Genomic DNA, 23487 nt, shown 5'->3' on the forward strand with positions numbered 1-23487 from the left:
ATAAATGACTAGACTATATCTTCACCCTCATATTGCTTGTAGGGGTCGGGCACTTCGGATTCACAATGCTGATGTACACTGTTTCACCTACGGATTTCATCATCATAGCTTTAGCCTTAGATGGTCTATCCTAGTCGTTGAACCTTCTCCACTCTTTCGAGACAGGAGCTTGGCTGCTGATTGCCCAATCTCTCTTCTTTTCGACCATTCACGCTTGCCGTTTCCAGCTACGTTGTAGGGAAGTGAGTTTTAGGGGTTTCCAGCAATTCACCCGATAATAATCGCTAGCCGTTTCCAGCTAGGACGACTGTGCTTGTTACTGCTTATGCAGCTAAAGCATAATCTACGTCACGGATACGAGATTCCGCTGCAGTTAGGTTTTCAGAAGATGTGTTCAAGTTGTTGATTGTGTGCTCTAAACGGTTTTGGTATGCTCCAAGTTTAGAACGTTCTCCCGAAACTTCAGCAATTGCTTTATCTAATACTTCAATTGCATTTGTTGCATTAGCGTGAGTTGAGACATCTAATGCCTTTTCTCCTAAGTTAGAAGCAGTACCGTTTGTAACTGAAGGGTCTGTGGTGAATACTGTTGAAGCTCCAGTACCACCAGCAGTAGTTGGCTCTGTTGTTCCTTCTTCAATACCGATATCACTTAAACTTCCAGTTGTTGCAGCACCAATTTCCACATTTTTACCTTCTGCTGCTGTAAAAACTAGCTTATCATCTTCAGCTGTTACTGTTACATCAGTATTTCCATCAGCAGTTAATGCGTCTTGAATAGCTGTTGCAACATCACCAATATTTGTATAGGCATCAGAATCTAAGGAAATTGCTGTTCCATTTACTTCAAAATCTAAATTTGTAACTGTAAAATCTAATGCTGCTGCTGCTGTTGCATCTACTTCTGTCCCTTCAACTTTAGCAGGTGTAGTTGTCCCTGTTGATGCTCCTGAACCGTCGGTTGCTTGAGCAATTCCCAATGCCACTGCACGCATGTCACTAATATCAATTTGAAATGCCTGACCTTTATTAGCACCAATTTGTAAAGTTGCTGAGAAAGATTCAGCAGATGCTCCAGTACCACCAGCAGTAGTTGGCTCTGTTGTTCCTTCTTCAATACCGATATCACTTAAACTTCCAGTTGTTGCAGCACCAATTTCTACATTTTTACCTTCTGCTGCTGTAAAAACTAGCTTATCATCTTCAGCTGTTACTGTTACATCAGTATTTCCATCTGCAGTTAATGCGTCTTGAATAGCTGTTGCAACATCACCAATATTTGTATAGGCATCAGAATCTAAGGAAATTGCTGTTCCATTTACTTCAAAATCTAGATTTGTTACTGTAAAATCTAATGCTGCTGCTGCTGTTGCATCTACTTCTGTCCCTTCAACTTTAGCAGGTGTAGTTGTCCCTGTTGAAGTAGATGTTTGACTAGCACGTTGTACTTCTCCACCATCTAATAGTTTTTGAGTATTGAACTCAGTTGTATTACCAATACGGTTAATTTCAGAAGTTAATTGATTTATTTCTTTTTGAATTTCACCACGGTCATCAGTTGTGTTCGTATCATTAGCTGCTTGAGTAGCAAGCTCTTTCATACGTTGAAGGATATCGTGAGTTTCATTTAGAGCTCCCTCTGCAGTTTGTAACATTGAAATACCATCTTGAGAGTTTTTAGAAGCCATATCTAATCCGCGAATTTGCCCACGCATTTTTTCAGAGATTGCCAAACCAGCTGCGTCATCTCCAGCTTTATTAATACGAAGTCCTGAAGATAATTTCTCCATTGATTTACCTTGTGCAGTTGAAGCACTATTCAACTGACGATAAGTATTCAAAGCAGCAATATTATGATTAATTCTCATTACATTTTTCCTCCTTGAGTGTTGTCCCACATCCATGTGGTTAATTTTTCAGCTGTTCTAAAGTCGGCCGCCTTTAGGCTAGCTGGTTACATAGTTAATATCGGCCGGTTTAGACAATGTTTAACAAAAAATAAAAGTTTTTTAGTTTTTTTGTTTAAAGAAGGAGGTGAGGCTGTCCAGCAGCTCGCTTTCTGTTTTGGTGGCGCTGCTGTTTTCCTGCTGGATGGAGAGATAGATTTCTTTTCTATGTATCTCTACGTTTTTAGGGGCGTTGATGCCGAGTTTGACCTGGTCTCCGTCAATAGAAACAATCGTAATTTCGATGTCGTCATTCAGCATGATTGATTCTTTTGTCTTGCGGGTGAGGACTAGCATTATTTCCCCTCCTTGGCTATAAGCAGATGCTTCGTTGTGTAGGAAGTTCCATTTAGGATAACTTGTTTGCCTTGTTTTTCTTTCTGGTTAATGATGACTGGCGCCTGGAGATTGGCAGTTGTTTTTTCAAAAGGCTCCTGGATGGTTAGGATGACAAATACACCGACGTCCTTATCAGATGAAACGGATAAGGCTTCGGTCACTTCTTCTGGCAAATCAAATTCATAGTCGGTGAAAAAGCTGAAGGGATCTGTCAGGATGAAGGCTGTTTCAGAAGACTTGACCGACTGCAATACGAATAGAGGCGTTTCCTCTATCGGCAGTATGCAGAATGTCTTCTCATCGATAAATCCTGGTATTCCAGTATTAAACTGAATGACTCTTTCCTCGTTTATTTCTACTTCTCCATGAAACTTTGTTTTCATATTTTCACCACATTCCTTATTCATTGCTGACAAAGTCGATTGTCAGGCTGTTTTTTTCGAGTATCTCTGGTGTGACTTTTCCTGGTGTGTAATGGTGGACCGGCTTTTGGGTTTCTGCGCTGATGATTGGCTTTTGCGGTGTGGCGTTTATTTTGACCTGTGCCGGCTCATAGTGCAGCTTTACACTGAAATGGGATGGGACCCAGCCGATATTGAACTGCTTCTCCGGCCCCTCGCTATTTGCCTTGGCCTGTCCTGGGATAGGATTCCCTCCGTTTTCAATCTTCATCAGTTCACTGCCTTCTGCCGCTCTCCGCTCAAGGCCTGACAGCCAGTCCTGATAGCCGTTTTGAGCACCCTCAGCGACTCGTACGCTGAGCGACTTGAGATCCACATCTTCCCTTGCCTTTGTCTGGTCAATGGTCAGCCTTCCAGGAATCGTTTCAATCTCCAGCTTTGCCTGCGGCTGTTCAATCGACTGTATTGCCTGGGGCTGCTGGATTTCTTGTACTGGTTTTTCAATGTTAAGACCGAGCCGTATAAAAGTTGATTCCAGCCTTATTTGCGGCACATTCATCCTCTCTGCTCCTCTCTATGAAAAAAAGCTATCACTGGGATAGCTTTCATTTTTATCGTAAAAAGTCCATTAAGCTCGGCTGTATGATCCGTGAGCCGATGCTTAACGCAGCACGGTGGACGCTTTCCTGGGTGGTCATCTCCATGATTACTTTTTCCATATCAACATCTTCGTTGTCGGAAAGGATGCGGGTGGAGAAAACCTCTTGCTGCTGAAGTCGGTCGTCCATCAGTTCGATCCGGTTCTGCTTGGCTCCTATTTTTGCCCTGCCGGCAAGCATTTGATCAATATACTTATCGACCTTTTCCAGATAGCCGCCGATTTCGGGGCTGTCTGCATCCAATGCATTGATCAGGCCCTGGATGTCTCCACTGTCTGTGAGCATATCGCCAAAGACTTCATTACCGTTCATATTCACCTGGATTTTAATATTGGAGAAAACCTCAAGATTAATGGCCCCTTCGCCAAACTGCCCATTTCCTTCAGGCTTTATATTGGTCTGGGTGCCGTTGAAGATATATTTTCCGCCGACCTGAGTCTCCCCAATATCGATCAGATGCTCCTTCAACTCCTTAATTTCTTCCATAATATTTTTCTTCTGATCGCCCTCAAGCGTTCCATTGCTCGCCTGGACAGTAAGCTCCCTGATCCTCTGAAGTGCCATGATTCCCTTATCCATCGCATCATCCGTGCTGTCAATCCAGTTCTTTGCTTCACCGATATTCCGCTGATACTGCTCAATCCGGTTCAGATCCGTCCGGTAGTTCATTGCCATCATCGCAGAAACCGGATCATCTGAAGGCTTTGTGAATTTTTTCTGGGTGGCGATCTGGTCCTGCAGCTTGCCAAGCTTTGTGTAGCTATTGCTCAGGTTGCGGAGCATATTATTGGATAGCATTGATTGCGTTACGCGCATCTTTTTTCACCTTACCTTCCGACGACGCCCATGCCGTTGATGATTTTGTCGAGCATTTCGTCCACTACGGTTATATTGCGTGCAGCAGCATTATAGGCATGCTGGAATTTAATCATATTGGTCATTTCTTCATCGAGAGAAACGGCACTGACTGATTGCCGGCTCTTATCGACCGAATCCGCCAGAACTAAAGAATTCCTTGCATTCTTTTGGGCACTCTGGGAATCGACGCCAAGGCGGCCGATAATTCCAGAATAGTAGGTATCGAGATTTCCAGACGTCATAGAAGCTGGGAATCCTGCGTCACCCTTTGATAGGAAGCTGCCAAATGCTTTTGTCTTTATTTGGGACAATTCATGGGCATTGTCATTATCTCCCGATCCGCCATTGCTAGTTGCCGCTGCCGCGATCAGGCTGGAATCAGCTAGTATATCTTTGTTTACTCTGATTTGCTGGGCTGGGTTATCCCCTTGAGACGGATCAAATTCAAAGAACGCTTTTCCTGGATTGCCGCTCAGGTCGAATCCTGATTCATGAATCTTGTTGAATTCCATTGCGAACGCAGTGGTAAAATCATTCAGCTTCTGCAGCATATCCGGGTAGAAGCCTGTTTCATTTCCGGCACCATCCTTATAGCCGTAGCTTTTGATTAAACCTGACAGCTCACCTGAAAAGTTCATGCTAGGCAATGCTGCACCGCCGACCCGAACCTCGGTGATCAGTCCGCTGACCAGCTCAAAATCTTCATTTGCAGCATCTGTTGTGTCAATAACCTCAAGAAGGTTGGGATCCTTAAGACCATCCTCCTTGGTCACATCAAGCAGCACAGCAGGGGGAGCAAATGACTTCCCGTCATCTCCGACAATCTCAATCTTATAAAGTCCTTCTGAAATGTCCTTTGCATGTCCGTAGTTATCCGGTTTTACATTGGTCACTTTTATATTAACCAGCTGTGAAAGCTGATCCACATATAGATCGCGCTCATCATAAAGGTCATTCGGCAGGTATCCATTCGGCTCTACACTGGCGATCTGCTTGTTGAGCTCATTGATTTGCGAGACAAGGCCATTGATTTCTTTTACCTTGACGCCGATTTCGCTGCCGATGTCCTGCTGGACTCTTGATAGAGAGTTATAGTAGTAGTTTAAAGTGTCAGCCACCATCTGGCCGCTGGCCGCTGCTACATCACGGGCACCTGTGTTTTCCGTATGGCTGGCGATATCCTGAAGGGAATTCCAGAACTTTTCCATCGTAGCGTGAAGACCGCTCTCTGATGGCTCGTTCATGATTTCCTCCATCTTGGTGAGCGATTCGCTCATGCTGTTATAGTAGCCGACCTTATTGGCTTCGACACGATATTGGAGGTCAAGGAAACCTTCACGGATCCGCTGAACAGAGCCTGCCTCCACCCCTGTTCCCATCTGCCCCGGAATCTGCGGACGATTCATGGATGCTGCCGGGTATGGCGATGTCTGCTCAAAGTTGATGCGCTGGCGTGAAAAGCCTGGCGTGTTGGCGTTGGCGATATTGTGTCCTGTTACATATAAAGCGCTTTGCTGGGTGAACATGCCGCGGCGGGCTGTTTCGAGTCCCATAAAGGTTGAAAGCATGGTGATTCCTCCGTCTCTTAGGCTTTCGAGTTAAACAGCCCTTGAGAAGGAAGCTGTTTGTTCTGCTGGCCGGCTGCTGGTCCGTAATTGATATTCTCCGGCTGCGGCCTCATCAGATTCATGGATACATTGATATACTGCAAGCTCTGGTCAAGCAGCTGCTGATTCAGGTCATTGGCTTCTTTTATATGAAGGATGGCTTCTGCCAGCTCTTCCGTCAAACCGGCCAGCTTTTCCTGGTCCGGAAGGCTGAGAACCTCCAGACAGTCTGAAATCGTCGGATTCGCTTTCCCCGGTACCAGGGCCGCTGCTGTTTTCTGCCTGTCATTTTCAATCCTTCTAATTGCAGCCACATGGGTCTGTTCTTCTTTTAAAATCTGGCTGAGGGCTTCAGTGTCCCCTGCCTTGATGATGCCGGTTTTCCGGGCTGACAGCTCAGAAAGACTTTTATGGAGCCTGATGAGCTTCGTCATACTCTCGAGCAATGCTTCAGCGGACATGAAGTCCCCTCCCTTCTGTTAATTCTTTGTATAATAATCAAGAAGGCTTTCCGCCATTTCTTTCGGGTTTACTTTATATTTGCCGTTCTCGACCTGGATGCGCAGCTCCTCTACTCTTGCCTGGCGCTGCTGGTCGATTTTGGAGGTTTGCTGCATTTCCTTGGCAGCCGAAGAAATCTCTACCTTATCCGCGGCTTTTTTCGCCTGGGCATTGGCAGTGTCCAGCTTGTTCTGCTGGCGTTTGTATGGGTTAATTCCTGAAGGTCCGAAATTATTAATCTTCATTGTTTTCCCTCGCTTTCGACCGAACTAGTCTTTCCTCTATTATCGGCTATGCCGGCAGTTTTTTTAATAAAAAGAGCAAAAAGGAAGAAAATGCATCTATTTGCCTATATTCTTTACTTGTCATTGATTGAAAAATAGGTGCCTTGCTTCTCCTTAAGCGCCATCTGCTTTTTCCGCTCTTCTTCAGCCTGTAAGGTGTTTATATCCTTCCGCAGCTCTTTTGCACATTTTTGGCAGATCTTCCCTTCGCGGATGTATGCTCCGCATTTATCACAAGGATATCCGAGATTCGGGAATTGAGCCAGCTTCAGCTTGCCTGTACGGATGAATTTTAAAATCAGCGCTTCTTCGATCCCTGTCGCATCAACCACCTGCTGCATTGTCGCCGTCCGGTTTTCTCTTTTGCGGATATATTGATAAACCGTTTCGTACTTCAGCTCCTCTTCCTTCCAGCAGTCATTGCATATATCACGGAATTGATTTTTTACAAATACCTTGTCGCATTGTGGGCAATTCGCCAGTTCAGCCATGATAATTCTCTCCTAAATAGCGTATATAGTGGTCACGGTCACCCTCTTGCCAGTGTGAGAGACATGATGTAAGCCGCTCCCGCCTGTTTCAGCGGCAGGGCGGCATGCCGGAGGGTGCTTCCTGTAGTATATATATCGTCAATGAGGAGGATGTTTTTAGCTTCAAATGTGGCGGAGGTGCTTATTTGAAAGATTTCGCTGAGATGGATTCTTTCTGCGCGGGATTTTTTGGACTGCTTTTCGGTGTGAATTCTGTTGAGAAGATGGGATGGTGCATGGCCTGCGGTGATGATGAGGGCTTCGGCCTGGTTGAAGCCGCGCTCGTAGAGGCGCTCGCTGCTGAGCGGGATGGGGATGATAAGGTCTGGTTTGAGGGTTTCTATGTTTCTTTTTATCTTCTGTTTAAACACATTGGCCAATATGTAGTCTCCTCTGTATTTATAGCGGGCAATCAGCTCCTGTAGGAAGCCGTTGTAGGTGTACAGAGAGATATTTCTGTTGAGGACAGCTTTCCATTCGGGGTCTTTTTCCCAGCGGATGCAGTCATAGCATGTGTTGCCTTCGACGAACTGTGGGTCCAGCCCCTGCAGTTTCCGACCACAGATTTTGCATAAAGTCCCCTTTAACTCTTCAAAGCTTTCTTCACACTCCCTGCATATCACCTTCTCTTCCGTCCTTGTGAACAGCTCCTGCCAGCCGATTTCCGCATCAATCTCTTTGTGGCAAATTAGGCAATGGTCAGCTTGAAAAAGATTCATATAAGATCAGCCCCCTTCGTTTCGCTTCCCTGTTCATTCCTCTAATCTGATTTCTTGCTTTGAGCATTTCTTCTGTTTTGCCGAAGTGGAAAAAGGTGATGGTGCCGCTGGGATGATCTGCGCTCCTGCCGACGCGGCCGGAGATTTGGACGAGGGCGCTTTCAGTAAAGACGTGGTGATCGGATCCGATGACGGCTACGTCGATGTTCGGGAAGGTTACGCCTCTTTCCAGGATGGTAGTGGTCAGTAGGATCTGAGTTTCTTTGCTGCGCATTTTTTGGACTTTCTCTTTGCGGCCAGGATCTTCGGCATGGACAGAGTCTGTGTGGGGATGGAGCTTTTGTATTAGCGGCAATGCTGCTTCCATGATGTCTATTCGGGGGAAGAACAGAAGGATTTGTTTTGAGGTTTGGATGCGGAGGCTGATCCAGCTGATGAGCGACGCGGGCAATCTGTCTTTCTTTAAAAGCTTCTCCCAATTTCCACACCAGCGGTATTCCGGGACAGGGAGCGGATGGCGGTGGTAGCGCGCCGGAATGGTGACGTGGTCCCTTTTACCGGATGAGCAGTCTCTCTGCCATTTTTGGTTAGGTGTGGCGGTTAGATAGATCATGGAGGACTCAGGCTTTCTTGCCTGCTGGACGGCGTATTGGAGGGTGGCATCGACTGAGTATGGGAAAGCATCCACTTCATCCAGGATGATAGTGTCGAATGCCTGGTAAAAGCGGAAGAGCTGGTGTGTGGTGGCGATGGTGAGCGGGGCGTAGAGATGGCGGTCTTCGCTGCCACCATAGAGGGAGGCAACCGTTATTTCTGGGAATACTTTTTTCAGGCGAGGTGTGAGTTCGAGGACTACATCGGTCCGCGGTGTGGCGAGGCAGACTCTTTTTCCGGATTGGAGGGCATGGTCGATTCCTTCGAACAGGACCTCAGTTTTTCCGGCGCCGCATACCGCCCAGACCAGGAGATCTTTGTTTTGATGAATTGCTTGTGATGTGCGGTCGGAGGCAGTCTGCTGGCCGTCGGAAAGATTGCCTGCCCATTCCAGGTAGGTGTTTGGCTGTGGGTGGGGTGGTTTCGGGCCTTGCCAGCTGACGAGCGGGGTGCAGGAGCTGACCCGGCCCATCATGATGCAGCTTCGGCAGTAGAGGCAGTCTTCTTCGCATCTGGCGCAGGGGAATTTTGCGAAAAGGTGAGTTTGAGTGTTGCCGCAGCGGGCACATTGAGGCTTTTTTCCGGTGAGGAGGATGCCTGGGCGGTAGATGATGTGTCCGTTTTGGTAGTGCTGGTCGATTTCTTGTGGTGTGAAAGGGAGTTCGTCTGTGAGTAGCTGCTTTCCGGTGAGCATTTCGGCCAGTTTTTCGTCAGGATTGAAGGCTGGATTGAGGGGAATAGCCCGAATTTCAGTGAGTTTGGAGATTGGTGTGCCATTTGGGTCCTGGATGAGGCGCCCTTCTTGGATTTTGAACTTCAAAACTAATCATCCTTTCCTGTTTATTTGCGGGATTTTGGATATATTTGCGAGTTTTGAGTTTTATTTGCGACTTTTTCATTTTATTTGCTAGTCCACCCTATTTATTTGCGACTTTCCCGATATATTTGCGACCTCGCCCTTGGGCAGCCTTCCCCGCGAGATGTTGCATTTCCCTTTTATTAGCAACTTTTCTGATATATTAGCAACTTTTTTCTTTTATTAGCAACTTTCCCCATATATTAGCAACTTTCCATTTTTATTAGCAACTTCCACCATATATTAGCAACTCGCCCCCTTCCCACAATCTGCCCTACCCAAAATCCGCCCACCCAACCCGCCACACCCCAAACTCTCCCCCTAGATTCCCCCCACAATTTCCTCTATAATAAACCATGAAGAATCCACCTAAAAAAGGAGATTTACATATGGAAAAAACCTTAATTTTCGGACATAAAAATCCAGATACAGATACAATCTGCTCAGCCCTGGCATACGCTGATCTGAAAACACAGCTTGGCCAGGAAGTCGAAGCGGTGCGCCTTGGCGAGATCAACGGCGAAACGCAGCATGCGCTGACAAAATTCAACGCTGAACCCCCCCGCCTGATCAGCAATGTGGCTGACGAAGCGCAAACTGTCATTCTTGTAGACCACAATGAACGCCAGCAAAGCGCAGACGGAATCGAGAGTGTGCGTGTGGCTGAGGTTATCGACCACCACCGTATCGCCAATTTTGAAACGAGCGATCCTTTGTACTACCGCTGCGAGCCTGTCGGCTGTACGGCGACGATCCTGAACAAAATGTACAAGGAAAACAACAAGAGCATTCCAAAAGAAATCGCCGGCCTGATGCTGTCAGCGATAATCTCTGATTCCCTGCTTTTCAAATCACCAACCTGCACAGACGAAGATGTGAAAGCTGCACATGAGCTTGCGGAAATCGCGGGTGTGGATGCGGAAGAGTATGGCCTTGAGATGCTGAAGGCTGGTGCCGACCTGAGCGATAAATCAGCTGCACAGCTTGTCAGCCTGGATGCGAAGGAATTCCAGATGGGTTCTGCTAAAGTGGAAGTGGCGCAGGTGAACGCCGTTGACACGAATGATGTGTTTGCGCTTGAAGAGGAATTGCGTGCGGTGATCAACAGCACAATCGAGGAAAAGGGCTTGGATCTGTTCCTGTTTGTTGCAACTAACATCCTGACAAACGATTCTGTAGCACTTGCACTGGGCAAGGAAACAGCTGCTGTCGAGAAAGCATTCAATGTGGTGCTTGCGGATGAAAAGGCTGTCCTGCAGGGTGTTGTTTCACGTAAAAAACAAATCGTTCCTAACCTGACTGACGCACTGACAAAGTAAAAAGTAGCCGCTCCGACAAAATTCCGGAGCGGCATTTTTTATTTCTTATACCAGCCAAGCCCCATTGAGCCTTCGCCAAGATGCGTGCCGATGACCGGGCCGAAGTAGCCAATCATGAATTCGACGTTCGGCAGCTCTTTTTCCAGCTCTGCTTTCCACTCGTCAGCTTCCTTCTCACGATTCGCGTGGATGATGACGGCGCGGTAATCACCGCCGCCGGCAGCAGCATCGCCAAGAAGGTCGGCAATCCGCTTCATCGCTTTTTTGCGTGTGCGGATTTTTTCAAATGGCACGATGACCTTGTCCTGGAAATGGAGAAGCGGCTTGACCTGAAGCAGGCTCCCGATCAATGCCTGGGCGCTTGAAAGACGGCCGCCGCGCTGGAGATGGGAAAGGTCGTCCACCATGAAGTAGGCACGGACCGTCTGTTTCATTTCCTCCAGGCGGGACATGATATCCTGCGGATCCTTGCCGGCAGCTGCCATCTCTGCCGCTTCAATGACATAGAAGCCCTGGACCATGCAGCTGATTTCAGAATCAAACGGATACGCCCTGATTCCTTCAACCATGCTCCCTGCAGTGGCGGCTCCCTGAAAGGTTCCGCTGATGCCGCTCGACAGATGGATGCTGATGACCGCATCATAGTCGGCCGACAATTTTTCAAAAAGCTCCACGAATTGGCCAGTCGATGGCTGTGAGGTCGTCGGCAGCTCCTTATGCTTTACTTCTTCATAAAATGCTTCTGCTGTAATTTCTACCTCTTCCTCGTATGTTTCGTTTCCGAAAATGACGCTGAGAGGAATCATATGTATGTTCAGTCGATCCCGCAATTCCTTCGGGATGTATGCAGTACTGTCTGTTACTACGGCTGTTCTCATATAAAGAGTACCATCCTTTGTTTTTTCTCTACTATATGTCCAATTTATATTTTATATGAAAACAAGGGAAAATCCTAGGGAGAAAAGAAAGCTTAATATTTGAGGATCACAATTGTAATGCGGCGAAAAAGAGAGGGGCATTAATTAGAAGCTACGGGCAGGAGATGCGAGAGCTGCCTCCGGTTGATTTCATCAGCGATCAGCCGAATAAAATCAGTATCCACATCACAAAGCAGGGCATCCTCGAAAACTTTAAACAAATTCTCATCAGATAAAAGCAGCAGGCTGGACATATGTTCAAAACCTCCATCTATTACTTTTATCCTATTTTTAACACAAGATTACATATATTGTAAACTAGTATTTTTCATATATCTATTATGCATAAAAAAAGAGCACGCTCAGGCGTGCCCCTCCATTATCTCACTTCAACCCAGCCGTTCTTGATGGCTACAACAACAGCCTGGGTGCGGTCATTCACATTCATTTTCTGCAGGATGTTACTCACATGGTTCTTAACCGTTTTTTCACTGATGAACAATGCTTCGCCGATTCCGCGGTTGCTTTTTCCGTCAGCAAGGAGCTGAAGGACTTCGCATTCCCGGCGCGTGAGCAGATGCAGCGGGCGGCGGATTTCCACTTGTGTGTATCCTTCGCTGCTGCCATTTTCATCAGATGCCAGGCGGCGGTATTCTTTGACAAGATTATGGGTTACCTTTGGATGCAGGTAAGAGCCTCCATCAGCCACCACTTTGACCGCTTCAACAAGTGCGTCGGCATCCATTTCCTTCAGCAGATAGCCGCTTGCTCCTGTTTTCAGTGCATGTGTTACATAGTTCTCATCATCATGGATGGAAAGGATGATGACTTTTGCATCCGGATATTTTTCGACTAATTGCTTGGTCGCTTCCACACCGTTGATTGTCGGCATGTTGATATCCATGATCACGACATCCGGGTTATATTCTTCAACAAGACCCAGCGCTTCATTTCCGTCATCGCCTTCTGCGACAACTTCAAATGTCTTTTCAAAATCAAGAATACGTTTAACCCCTTCTCTAAACAACTGATGATCATCGATAATGACGATTTTTGTAGTCAATTGCTTCGCCTCCCAAATTTCCGTAAGTTTATCTCTTTTTTTATACTGTTAGTTTTAAATAATAGGGATCTCTATCATTATAGCTTTTTCAAGCCCTATTTGAACCTATCTTTTTTTCACAACTCTCTTAGAATATTGCTTCTTCGCCGCTGGCATTTCTATTAAAGGAGAAAGCGGCTCATTCCATGAAAGGAACCTGAATCAGCACGATAGTCCCGGCATTGATTTTGGAGTCGAAGGATATCTGCCCTTCCAGCAGCTCGACTCTTTCCCTCATGCCGATCATGCCAAAGGATTCGGGCTTCTTCTGGCCCGTGTCAAATCCTTTGCCGTCATCCCTGATGACAACTGAAATAGAGTCATTGCGGATTTCAAGCTTCACTTTGATCTCTTTTGCCTCAGCATGCTTTAGAGCATTCTGTACAGATTCCTGGACAAGCCGGAACAAAGCTACCTCATATTTTGGCGGAAGCCGCTTTTCATCGCCAACATTGCTGAAATAAATTTTCACCGTATTATGGTATTCTTCAATGGTCTGGAGATATTTCCTTAAAGTCGGCACCAGTCCAAGGTCATCGAGAGCCATGGGCCTGAGGTCATAGATAATCCTCCTGACCTCATAAAGCGCATTTCTGACCATTTTTTTGAGGCTTTTTATTTCGGTGATGGCTTCGCCTGCTCCCCGCTCCTTATAGATTCTTTCTATCAGGTCAGAGCGCATCATCACATTGGCCATCATCTGGGCAGGCCCGTCATGAATTTCCCTTGACAGCCTTTTGCGCTCTTCCTCCTGCGCTTCAATGATCTTAAGGCCGAAATCCTGCTTAAGCTTTGCATCCTCCAGGACTTCTCCCATCCTCTTCAGGTCACTCATCAAATAGTTCATGACAACCGAGATCTGGGAAACGAGATGTTCTGCGCGGTCGATTGTTTCCTGGATGCCGAGAAGCCTTCGTTCTATATCATCCCGCCGTTCACGTAGCTGCTTTTCCTGCTGGCGGTTCATCGAAAGCTTCATCTGCAGCTGATGCGCCTTTTCATACGCCTCCCTTACCTGGCTTTCTGTATAGTCCTTGAAATGCATGCTTACTTCAGAAAGCCTTTTTCTGGCAAAGCGCGTTTGTGCTTCCAGCTGGTCTCCCTCATCAATGGTCAGGACAACGGCCTGTTTGACTTCCTTCAGATCACTTGTCAAGCTTTCAAAGTCCTGCCGGCATTGCTCGCTTATGCGGAAGATCTCATCCTTGCTGTTTCCAACAGTGGATACCATCTTTTCTAATATAAGATCGAGTGTCTTCGTATCGAATTTTTTTCTAGTCATAAAGATTCCTCCAAAGAGACTGAAAACCCTTCCGTAGCAGTATCTGACACTATTTTAGCTTGAAAATAGAAATTATGTATGAAAAATATACTAAAAAACGAAAAATTCGGCAAAAAGGCACAAGAATTTATAGTATAATCATGTCTAATATCCTATTTTCTTATAATAAGCTGCAATTTATGCCTTATTTTTAAACATAGGACTTTTATATATTATCTCGCAATAATATGTCGATTGGCTTGAAATTATTTTTTAATTATATCATGCGAGAAAGGTACCTATATTAAAGTTTCATTACAATCCATTGAAGAATTGAAGTTACTCAACAAGTCGCATTATAATGAAATTTGGCAAGCGACGATGACAATCCACGACAAAAATCGATAAATTGCACAGGAAAGGAGCGGGATGCATGCTGCCCTCTTATAAAACAGTCAAGGGCTTTGCCGAGCATGAAATTATTATTCAGAAATCAAGATTTATTGCTCATATATCAAGGGCCGAAACAGAAGAAGAAGCCCTGGCATTTATACAGGAAATCAAAAAAGCACACTGGAATGCTACCCACAATTGCTCAGCCTACCTGATCGGGGAACATGATCATATCCAGAAAGCGAATGATGACGGTGAACCCAGCGGCACTGCCGGGGTCCCGATATTGGAAGTCTTAAAAAAGAAACAGCTGAAAGATACTGTTGCAGTAGTAACAAGATATTTTGGAGGCATCAAGCTTGGAGCCGGGGGTCTCATCCGCGCTTATGGAAAATCAGCCTCTGAGGGAATCAATGCGGCTGGCATTGTGACAAGAAAGCTGATGAAGATCTTATCAGTAAAGGTGGAATATACTTGGCTCGGCAAGCTGGAGAATGAGCTCCGTGAATCTGTTTACTCCATAAAGGATATACACTACCTGGAAAACGTAGAGTTTGAGGTGTTTGTTGAAGAAGCAGCCATTAACCTATTTTCAGAATGGATCACTGAGCTCACCAATGGGCAAGGACTGATTGATGAGGGAGAACTGCTGTATCTGGAAGAAGATACGGCTTGAAAAATCTATATCCGGAAATGCAAAAAAATTGTAAAATGAAGCTTGATCTGAAAATTTTGCCAAACCTACATTAAAGGAGTACAGATATGTCTGCCAATAGACAAATGGTAAAGGTTCAAAAGAAAAGAAAACGCCGCAGGAGAGTCGTGATGTGGATCATCGTGCCTCTTCTCGTACTCGTCCTTGGGGCGACGGCTTATGGCGCTTTTCTGTACAGCAAAGCGCAGACGGTCATTGAAAAATCCTATGAGCCGGTTGAGAGGGAATCAACAAAGCGCGATACAGCAGTTGATCCTGGGATAGATAATGTGTCCATCCTTTTTGTTGGGGTGGATGACAGCAGTACCAGGAATTTCAGCAGCAGCTCCCGATCAGATGCCCTGATGCTCGCAACCCTGAACGAAAAGACCAAATCTGTTAAGCTGCTCAGCATTCCCCGGGATTCTTATGTTTATATCCCTGAATTGGGCTATAATGATAAAATTACGCATGCCCATGCCAATGGCGGGGTTGCCACAACAATTGAAACAGTCGAAGAAATGCTGGATATCCCTGTCGATTATTATGTAAAAATGAACTTTAACGCGTTCATAGATGTTATTAATGCCTTGGAAGGCATTGAAGTAGAAGTCCCCTATGAACTTAGTGAAAAAGATTCAGAGGACCGGAATCATGCGATCAATCTTGAACCGGGCCTGCAGGAGCTTAACGGAGAGGAAGCCCTGGCTTTAGCCCGTACCCGCAAACTTGATAATGACATTGAGCGCGGAAAGCGCCAGCAGGAAATCCTTAAAGCAATTGTAAAAAAAGGCTCCTCTGTCAAGTCTGTCTCCAAGTATGCAGATGTGATGGAAGCTGTCGGAGACAATATGTCTACAGATCTCTCCTTTGATGAAATGAAGTCATTCATCAATTATGCGGCTGCTGGAACATCTCTTGATATTGAAACATTGAATCTGGCCGGGCAGGATGCCTATATTGATGGAATTTATTATTACCAGTTAGATGATGAGGAACTTGATCAAACGATCCTTACCTTAAAAGAACATCTTGAACTCATCCCGCAAGGCAGCTCTGAAACGGATACAGACAGCACTGTCTCCGATGATACAGGCGAAGATTCCAGCTATTAACCATAGAAATGATACCCGCTGCGGCCATGAAAAAACGTTCATCTTTATAGATGGACGTTTTTAACTGCTTAAAAAAAGGACCGCCCGGAAACGGGCGGCCAAAAGTGGAGATATTAAGGTATTGTCCGTATTTCATAGCCAATAGGAAATGGACAAGTGAGTTAACGCTGAACAGGACATCTAAACCGCTGTTCAAGTCCGTTACGGATTCCTTATAAATTGATTAAATCATAAACAGGATAAGTCTGCTTTTTTTGTCTGCTTTCTATATCTTTTGATAATCTATTAAAAACGATGGTTTTTAGTCACATATCCTCCACTATATAACTATAGGAATATTTTTTTGCGAAGGGTGAATGATAGATGGATTTCTCAGCAATCGGACAAAAAATAAAGGATCTCAGGAAGCTGCTGGGATTATCTCAGAAAGAGCTGGCAGAAGGCATATGCACCCAGGCACAGATAAGCAAAATAGAGAAAGGGGATGTATACCCCTATGCGTCTACACTTTACCTGATTTCCCAAAAGCTTGGTGTGGATGTTAACTATTTCTTTCATATTGGCACAACGCCGAGGCTGGATTATATATTGGAGGTCGAACGCCAGCTGGAAATCACCAGGCGCAGCTTTGATTATGAAACCATGCGTTCTATCATTAAAGGGGAAGAGAATAATCCTTTATTTACACAAAATCCTGTGAACAGGCAGCTGATCCGGTGGCATAGAGGCATATATGAATACCACCTTAATAAAAATCCGATTAAAGCGCACCAGGTCCTGAATGAGGCCATCGCTTTAACGCACGGGAAGCTGTGGACAGAGCGTGAAATTGAAATTCTCCTGAGCAAGGGCATCATACTCTTTGAAGAAAATGAGCTTGAAGAGGCCCTGGCCATTTACAGGGATGCCAAGCGCTTCATTGATTCACTGGCCACCCTTCAGGATGTTATGCTGATGACGAAACTGCACTATAACATTGCGCGGGTGCTCACCAGACTTTCAAGATATGAAGAATCCATTGAAAGCTGCACAAAAGGGATAGCGTGGTGCCTTGAGAAAGATCATCTCTTCCTTCTCGGTGAACTCCATTATCATACAGGCTATAATTATGAGCTGAGTCACCAGCTGGCGGAGGCGAAGAAATACATGGAAAAGGCACTTCTCATATTTGAACTGCAGAACGATACGAAATACCATTCTTATATCAATAACAAATTGAAGACCTGGAATTTACCGATCTAGCCATTAAAATCGAACTATTATACCGATAAAATAATCCTCCTTTTTTCATAGGCATTTCCACCGGTTATTACTGCCCTTTTTCCATTATTTGCGATAGAATGATAGTTGAGATATTTTGTCTATATTTAACAGACTATGGAGGAAACTATTCTATGATTTATGAAGTAAAGCTGTTAATGGCCCTGCGTTCTCCCGGGGTAAGCCTTTATCAGCTCGAAAAAGCGGAGGATCTCCGGGGGCTCCGGAAAAGGATTTGGCTCTTGGCAATCCTGAGCAGCATTATTTATGCAATAAGTTCCTACTTTGGAATCGGGACAGAATTCATATCAAAAGAGCTGAGCAATCTGTCTGCAGGTGAATTTGAGGCAAGAAAGGGGCTATTTGTTCTTGGAAAGGCAGTCTGGGGGCTGCTGTATGCTGCTATCTACATCTTCCTGCCGGCTTTATATTTCTGGACCCTGACAGATTTGGAATATAAAAAGCTACTAGTGGTGCAGCTTTTTGCTTTTTCCATTCTGCTGATTGAAAAGGCTTTGCTCATCCCGATCAGCCTGACATGGGGAATCTCTCCTTCATCCTCCCCGTTTTCATTGGGCATCCTGGCTCAGTACGCCACATCCAATGGACTGATTGTGCACTTTCTGGGAGCCATAACACTATTCCAAGTCTGGATCATATATGTTCAAACCTATTGGATCAAGAAGCTGACCGGCAGGAAAGGATGGGTCATATTCCTGATTGTCCTGTCACTCCATATCGTGTTTTGGATCTTAACAGCATTGGGAACACATATCAAAATGGAAAAGATATTTTAAAGGTGTTGAGTGAAATGAAAAGTTGGCAAGCGGGTCTACTGGCAGCAGGTGTTATCGCTTTTACAGGCGCAAATACATACCTGATCACAAAAGAAGACAGTAAAATCGATAAATCAGTTTATATAAGCGAGTGGCAGCGTGCTGCCCAGGGAGATTTAAAAGAGATCCTTTCGAAGCCTGGGGTAGCCATCCCCCAGTCTGAATATCCCGTTTATTTCAGCGAAGAGGACGGAACATTCTCAAAGTTTCTGGTGAAGCCAGGCGATAAAGTAACGCCAGGAACCCCTTTGTACGAATATGAACCGGTCAATCTGGACAGGGACAGGAACAGGATTGAATCCGAAATTGAACAGCTTACAAACCAGATTGACTCGGTCCAGAACCATATTTCCAGCCTGAACAACTATTTATCTACTCTTGAAGCCGAACAGGCATATACTTCCACTGATGCTGAAAAAGAAGAGAAAGATCTTTCCGTAAGCATCCATGATACAGAAAAAGAAATTCTGCTCCAAGAGCTTGAAGCTGACCTGCTTGAAGACGAAAGAGATAAGTACGAAGAGCAGCTCGATTATGTCAATGAACAAACGGGTGTGATGAGCTATCTGAGCGAAACAGACGGACAGATCGTGTCGATAAGCGAAGACCTGGACAATCCAGTGCTCATGATCCGTTCTGAAGCTGCTGCAGTAAAAGGCAAGCTGGATGAGAAGGAGCTGCAGAAGGTTGTTCAGGGCCAGGAAACGGCTGTAGAGTCAGGAACACTTAAAAAGGACTTTACAGGAAGAGTAGCAAGTGTCCAAACGATGCCTGAAACACCTTTATCGACTGAAACACAGGCAAGCTATCCATTCACCGTAGAATTGGATCAAGCCCAGGAGAAGCTCGAAAATCTTCACCCTGGAATGCAGCTCAATGTTGAAATCACAACAGGCGAAGCAAAAGATGCTGTGTTGGCTCCTTCTAAAAGTATTATGAAGCAAAATGAAAAAGAATATGTCATTGTTCTGAACAGCAAGGGGAAAACAGAAAAACGGGAAGTACAGGAAGGATTGAAGGTCGAAGGCAGCAGCGAGGTTGTCTCAGGACTGGAACAGCAGGAACCGCTAATGCTGCATCCAAAACCAGCAGCTGAAATCAGCCGGGAGTTCTTTACACCATTTATTATGGATAAATTCTACCCAGGCGCACTGAAGGATATGACCAACAGGGAAAAGTTAAAGTATTTCCTTCTTGGTATGTTTAACCGCTAGGACATAAGAAAAGCGCATGCGCCTTGTTCACCCCCGACAAGCACAAGACGAACCTCCCGAAAAGGCGTTCTTCGCCTTTTGGGGTTTGGCTTGTGACCTGGAGTGGATAGGCGCAGCTGCTAGACAGTAATCGAAGTTAAAAAATATACTTGCTTATCTGCTAAAATAAAAAAGAACACTCCAGCTGGAGTGTTCTTTTCTTATCTGTCTTTCGCCGTCGAATACCGGATATCGCGCATGACCTTCAGCAATGGCCTGTGATCCTTGCCCATCAGACCGACTTTCTCAGCGAATACTTCGATGAGCAGCAGGAGGACTCCTATCACAACGAATGATCCCCATACCTTAGCCTGTGAAAAGATGACCGCAGTCAGTCCGAAAAATGCAGCCATCGCATATATCAGGATTACTGTCTGGCGATGGGAGTAGCCAAGGCGCAGCAGACAATGGTGAAGATGGGATTTGTCCGGAGCTGATAAAGGCTTTTTCGTGACAATCCTGCGAATAATCGCAAAGAATGTATCAGAAATTGGAACTCCGAGGATAATAACAGGAACGATGAAAGAAATCATGGTTACATTCTTAAATCCAAGCAGTGATAATACAGAAATAATATAGCCAAGGAAAAGGGCTCCTGTATCCCCCATAAATATCTTTGCCGGATGGAAATTGTATATCAGGAATCCGAGTGTGCTTGCAAGTGTGATGCTTCCGATTGCCACTACATAAGGGTCGCCCATAATGATGGCCATCCCTGAAATAGTAATCAGGGCAATTGATGAAACACCTGCTGCCAGGCCATCCAGACCATCAATCAAATTGATGGCATTGGTGATGCCGACAATCCAAAGAATCGTTAGCGGTATGCTCAGCATCCCAAATTCAAGCATGCCTCCGAATGGGAGGTTGACGAATTCAACATGCACGCCTCCCCATATAACAACGATGGCTGCTGCAGCCAGCTGACCGGCAAGCTTAACTTTTGCTGATATTTCGATCATATCATCCAGAACCCCGGTAGCAATGATGATCAGGCTTCCCAGAATGATCGCCATATTGTAAGGTGCTTCAGGCTGGAGAATCAGCAAACCTGCAATAAAGCTTATATAAATGGCAAGGCCGCCCAGCCGGGGCATAATCTTTTGGTGGACCTTCCGCTGGTTGGGCTTGTCTGTAGCGCCAATTTTAAAGGCAAGTTTTTTTACTAAAGGTGTAATAAGAATGGAGGTGATGAAACAAATTAACATGGTCAAGTAAATCATGTAGAGCCTCCTTAATAAATAGCATATCCATTCAGCTTTTATTTTACTATCCAAAAATGATGCATAATTCGTCATTTATTTACATAGACACTATTATTGCCACAATGCATTATAGCACATCAAATTCAATTAATATATTAATTTTTTATTTCTTTTCCGGTACTTATATAGGCATGTATGTAATATTTCCAATCTTTCAATATGTAAAACTTCTGACTGCAGACTTCCCCCTCTCTCCTCATCCTCCAATAATTCATTAGACGGAGAAAAAGCAGATGAAGTTTCAAATTCAGACAGAATTTTATAGAAGATTTTGTCATTCCTGCAAGTATTACTATAATAGGAAAATACATGATATACTAGTAGGGAATTTGCATAAGGAGCGTCCCAATATGCTGACAATGTTAAAGAAATTTGGCGACACAAATGACCGCCGCTTGAAAAAATACAGGAAAATAGTCGAAGAGATAAACAGTTTGGAGCCTGGCTATCAGAAGCTCAGCGACCAGGAACTGCAAAATAAAACAACTGAATTTAAACAACAGCTCTCCAGCGGGGAGAAACTTGAAAATATACGCCCTCATGCCTTTGCTGCAGTCAGGGAAGCTTCAAGAAGGGTGCTTGGGCTCAGGCATTATGATGTGCAGCTTATCGGCGGACTTGTACTGTCTGACGGCAATATTGCCGAAATGCCTACAGGTGAAGGAAAAACCCTGGTAGCATCCCTTCCTTCTTATCTGAGAGCTCTTGAAGGCAAAGGAGTCCATGTCATAACAGTTAATGACTATCTCGCTGCCAGGGACAGAAATCTTGTTGGAAAAATCCATGAATTTCTCGGTCTTACTGTCGGCTTGAATGTACCTATGCTTTCCCCTGAAGAAAAAAAGGCTGCATACCAGGCGGATATCACTTATGGGATTGGCACGGAGTTCGGCTTTGATTACCTGCGGGACAATATGGCAGCGTCGCTTTCCCAGAAAGTTCAGCGTCCGTATCATTATACAATTATAGATGAAGTGGACAGTGTCCTGATAGACGAAGCAAAAACACCGCTTATCGTAGCCGGAAAAATGGAATCGAGCTCAGAGCTTCATTATATTGGTTCAAGACTGGCGAAAAGATTCAAAGATGATGTGGATTATACATTTGATGTGGAGACGAAGGCGACAAGTTTAACTGAAGAGGGAATCGAAAAAGTTGAAAAAGCCTTTGGGATCGACAATCTTTACGAGCTGGAGCATCAGACGCTGTATCATTATATGATCCAGGCTGTCCGTGCCCGTGTGATGTTTGAAAAAGATGTTGACTACATCATTAAAGACGGGGAAATCAAGCTCGTTGATATGTTTACAGGCCGGATCATGGACGGGCGGACATTAAGCGACGGACTCCATCAGGCATTGGAAGCAAAAGAGGGCCTTGAGATTACAGAAGAAAATAAAACTCAGGCATCCATCACCATCCAGAATTATTTCAGGATGTATCCATTGCTTTCCGGTATGACCGGCACAGCTAAAACGGAAGAAAAAGAATTGATGGAAATCTACGGGATGGACGTCATTCAGATTCCGACAAACAAACCGATCATCCGGGAAGATCTTTCAGACAAAGTATATAAAACAGCTGAACAGAAATATAAAGCAATGGTTGAAGAGGTTAAAGGGCGCCACAGCAAGGGGCAGCCTATCCTCATTGGAACAGCCTCAATCCTGCAGTCGGAAAAGGCTGCTGAGTACTTGAAAAAGGCCGGCCTTTCATTCGAACTCCTTAATGCCAAGACAGTGGAGCAGGAGGTCCGCCTTATTGAAATGGCCGGACAAAAAGGAAGAATAACAATTGCAACCAATATGGCCGGCCGCGGAACGGACATCATGCTCGGTGAGGGAGTCCATGATCTTGGCGGACTTTTTGTACTGGGTACTGAAAAACATGAAAGCCGCAGGGTTGATAACCAGCTGAAAGGAAGATCGGGACGCCAGGGCGATCCCGGGAGCAGCCAATTCTTCATTTCGCTTGAAGACGATATGTTCAGGCGCTTTGCCAAAGAAGATGCGGAGAAGCTTCTTGCCTCTATCCAGGCTGACGGAACCGGGTTGATCCAAGGGAAGAAAATCCATGAATTCGTTGACCGGACTCAAAGGATTGTGGAAGGATCCAACTATTCTATGCGGGAGTACAATCTGAAGCTTGATGATGTGATCAACGAGCAGCGCAATGTCATTTATCATCTACGGAATAAGGCATTGAGCGATGATAATATTCTTCCTGTCATCCTGCCTATGGTCCAATCTGCCGCCGGTAAGCTTATTGCCCATTATGAAGAAGAGGGGATCCAGCAGGAGTCCTTGAATATAAAAGGACTGGCAGAAGAACTTAATATGCTGCTAGCGGGTGGATCGATAGACTTGAGTGATGACCAGTATGAGATCCTGGATATCAAAGAAATAGCCGGGCGCAAGATCAAGGACTATCTGGCCTATGCAGGTACACTTGGTGAAGATGAAATGCTGCAGAATGCCCTTAAGCACCTGCTTACTGCCATCATAGACCGCAACTGGATTATTCACCTTGAAAATATGGCCAGGCTTAAAGAAGGAATAGGCATGAGGCATTACCAGCAGGAAGATCCTATGAGACTCTATCAGAAGGAAGGCCTTGAGCTATTTGAAAGCACCTATTTCCTGATAGAAAAAGAAATCAGCCGAAAGCTGGCTGAGATCATCAGATCCATTAGCCAAGACTCATAAACGAGGAGACAAG

General features: G+C 45.2%; 23 protein-coding genes. 7 read left to right on the plus strand and 16 right to left on the minus strand.

The features are described 5' to 3' along the window. Nucleotides 1-323 precede the first annotated feature (323 nt). The 11 genes from FZD51_RS26845 to FZD51_RS06970 all read right to left on the minus strand — a co-directional run bounded on the left by FZD51_RS26845 (nucleotide 324) and on the right by FZD51_RS06970 (nucleotide 9318). Nucleotides 324-1868, minus strand: a complete 1545-nt coding sequence (locus FZD51_RS26845) for a flagellin N-terminal helical domain-containing protein (protein WP_148974078.1) — start codon at nucleotides 1866-1868, stop codon at nucleotides 324-326. Between the two features lie 141 nt (nucleotides 1869-2009). Beyond that, entirely contained in the window at nucleotides 2010-2243 is a 234-nt protein-coding gene (gene csrA / locus FZD51_RS06925) for a carbon storage regulator CsrA (RefSeq protein WP_148974079.1), read from the minus strand. Further along, entirely contained in the window at nucleotides 2243-2668 is a 426-nt protein-coding gene (fliW, locus tag FZD51_RS06930) for a flagellar assembly protein FliW (protein ID WP_262380758.1), read from the minus strand. The genes csrA and fliW overlap by 1 nt, the downstream gene beginning before the upstream one ends. Before the next feature lie 16 nt (nucleotides 2669-2684). Then, complete coding sequence (locus FZD51_RS06935; protein WP_148974081.1) at nucleotides 2685-3245, minus strand: DUF6470 family protein; 561 nt, start codon at nucleotides 3243-3245, stop codon at nucleotides 2685-2687. Between the two features lie 52 nt (nucleotides 3246-3297). Continuing rightward, nucleotides 3298-4161, minus strand: a complete 864-nt coding sequence (flgL, locus tag FZD51_RS06940; RefSeq protein WP_148974082.1) for a flagellar hook-associated protein FlgL — start codon at nucleotides 4159-4161, stop codon at nucleotides 3298-3300. Nucleotides 4162-4172: 11 nt separating this feature from the next. Then, complete coding sequence (flgK, locus tag FZD51_RS06945; protein ID WP_187445653.1) at nucleotides 4173-5771, minus strand: flagellar hook-associated protein FlgK; 1599 nt, start codon at nucleotides 5769-5771, stop codon at nucleotides 4173-4175. Nucleotides 5772-5788: 17 nt separating this feature from the next. Then, a complete protein-coding gene (locus tag FZD51_RS06950; RefSeq protein WP_148974083.1) occupies nucleotides 5789-6271 on the minus strand; it encodes a flagellar protein FlgN in 483 nt (160 codons plus the stop codon). Between the two features lie 18 nt (nucleotides 6272-6289). Next, complete coding sequence (gene flgM, locus FZD51_RS06955; protein WP_148974084.1) at nucleotides 6290-6556, minus strand: flagellar biosynthesis anti-sigma factor FlgM; 267 nt, start codon at nucleotides 6554-6556, stop codon at nucleotides 6290-6292. A gap of 113 nt (nucleotides 6557-6669) precedes the next feature. Beyond that, nucleotides 6670-7086 carry a TIGR03826 family flagellar region protein gene (locus FZD51_RS06960; RefSeq protein ID WP_009792977.1) on the minus strand — a complete coding sequence of 139 codons (417 nt, stop codon included), beginning with the start codon at nucleotides 7084-7086 and terminating at the stop codon, nucleotides 6670-6672. A gap of 38 nt (nucleotides 7087-7124) precedes the next feature. Beyond that, nucleotides 7125-7844, minus strand: coding sequence for a ComF family protein (locus tag FZD51_RS06965; protein ID WP_148974085.1), 720 nt, complete (start codon nucleotides 7842-7844; stop codon nucleotides 7125-7127). Then, nucleotides 7825-9318 (minus strand): ATP-dependent helicase ComFA, encoded by a 1494-nt coding sequence (locus tag FZD51_RS06970; protein ID WP_262380759.1) that lies wholly within the window; start codon nucleotides 9316-9318, stop codon nucleotides 7825-7827. The genes FZD51_RS06965 and FZD51_RS06970 overlap by 20 nt, the downstream gene beginning before the upstream one ends. Before the next feature lie 425 nt (nucleotides 9319-9743). Here FZD51_RS06970 and FZD51_RS06975 point away from each other — a divergent pair, with 425 nt between their 5' ends. Then, a complete protein-coding gene (locus FZD51_RS06975) occupies nucleotides 9744-10673 on the plus strand; it encodes a manganese-dependent inorganic pyrophosphatase (RefSeq protein ID WP_148974086.1) in 930 nt (309 codons plus the stop codon). A 38-nt stretch (nucleotides 10674-10711) separates the two neighbouring features. Here FZD51_RS06975 and FZD51_RS06980 read toward each other — a convergent pair whose 3' ends face one another. From FZD51_RS06980 to FZD51_RS06995, 4 genes are all read right to left on the minus strand, one after another. Next, nucleotides 10712-11551, minus strand: a complete 840-nt coding sequence (locus tag FZD51_RS06980) for a DegV family protein (protein ID WP_148974087.1) — start codon at nucleotides 11549-11551, stop codon at nucleotides 10712-10714. Between the two features lie 140 nt (nucleotides 11552-11691). Beyond that, nucleotides 11692-11844 carry a sporulation histidine kinase inhibitor Sda gene (locus FZD51_RS06985; protein WP_009792970.1) on the minus strand — a complete coding sequence of 51 codons (153 nt, stop codon included), beginning with the start codon at nucleotides 11842-11844 and terminating at the stop codon, nucleotides 11692-11694. A gap of 125 nt (nucleotides 11845-11969) precedes the next feature. After that, a complete protein-coding gene (locus tag FZD51_RS06990; protein ID WP_129613304.1) occupies nucleotides 11970-12653 on the minus strand; it encodes a response regulator in 684 nt (227 codons plus the stop codon). 178 nt (nucleotides 12654-12831) lie between these two features. Further along, the gene (locus FZD51_RS06995; protein ID WP_148974088.1) at nucleotides 12832-13974 is read right to left on the minus strand and encodes a sensor histidine kinase; all 1143 of its coding nucleotides are present in this window, start codon (nucleotides 13972-13974) and stop codon (nucleotides 12832-12834) included. Between the two features lie 412 nt (nucleotides 13975-14386). Here FZD51_RS06995 and FZD51_RS07000 point away from each other — a divergent pair, with 412 nt between their 5' ends. From FZD51_RS07000 to FZD51_RS07015, 5 genes are all read left to right on the plus strand, one after another. Then, nucleotides 14387-15022 (plus strand): YigZ family protein, encoded by a 636-nt coding sequence (locus FZD51_RS07000; protein ID WP_148974089.1) that lies wholly within the window; start codon nucleotides 14387-14389, stop codon nucleotides 15020-15022. Between the two features lie 86 nt (nucleotides 15023-15108). After that, nucleotides 15109-16155, plus strand: a complete 1047-nt coding sequence (locus tag FZD51_RS07005; RefSeq protein WP_262380760.1) for an LCP family protein — start codon at nucleotides 15109-15111, stop codon at nucleotides 16153-16155. Between the two features lie 363 nt (nucleotides 16156-16518). Beyond that, complete coding sequence (locus tag FZD51_RS07010; protein WP_148974090.1) at nucleotides 16519-17397, plus strand: helix-turn-helix domain-containing protein; 879 nt, start codon at nucleotides 16519-16521, stop codon at nucleotides 17395-17397. 152 nt (nucleotides 17398-17549) lie between these two features. After that, nucleotides 17550-18212, plus strand: coding sequence for a hypothetical protein (locus FZD51_RS26065; RefSeq protein ID WP_187445654.1), 663 nt, complete (start codon nucleotides 17550-17552; stop codon nucleotides 18210-18212). Between the two features lie 14 nt (nucleotides 18213-18226). After that, complete coding sequence (locus FZD51_RS07015) at nucleotides 18227-19465, plus strand: efflux RND transporter periplasmic adaptor subunit (protein ID WP_187445655.1); 1239 nt, start codon at nucleotides 18227-18229, stop codon at nucleotides 19463-19465. Nucleotides 19466-19665: 200 nt separating this feature from the next. Here FZD51_RS07015 and FZD51_RS07020 read toward each other — a convergent pair whose 3' ends face one another. Beyond that, complete coding sequence (locus tag FZD51_RS07020) at nucleotides 19666-20727, minus strand: glycosyltransferase family 4 protein (RefSeq protein WP_022544412.1); 1062 nt, start codon at nucleotides 20725-20727, stop codon at nucleotides 19666-19668. Between the two features lie 392 nt (nucleotides 20728-21119). Between FZD51_RS07020 and secA2 the strand changes: the two genes are divergently transcribed. After that, complete coding sequence (gene secA2 / locus FZD51_RS07025) at nucleotides 21120-23474, plus strand: accessory Sec system translocase SecA2 (protein WP_148974092.1); 2355 nt, start codon at nucleotides 21120-21122, stop codon at nucleotides 23472-23474. The last annotated feature ends 13 nt before the right edge of the window (nucleotides 23475-23487 follow it).

It is taken from the genome of Bacillus infantis (assembly GCF_008180445.1).
Lineage (GTDB): Bacteria > Bacillota > Bacilli > Bacillales > Cytobacillaceae > Bacillus_AB > Bacillus_AB infantis_B.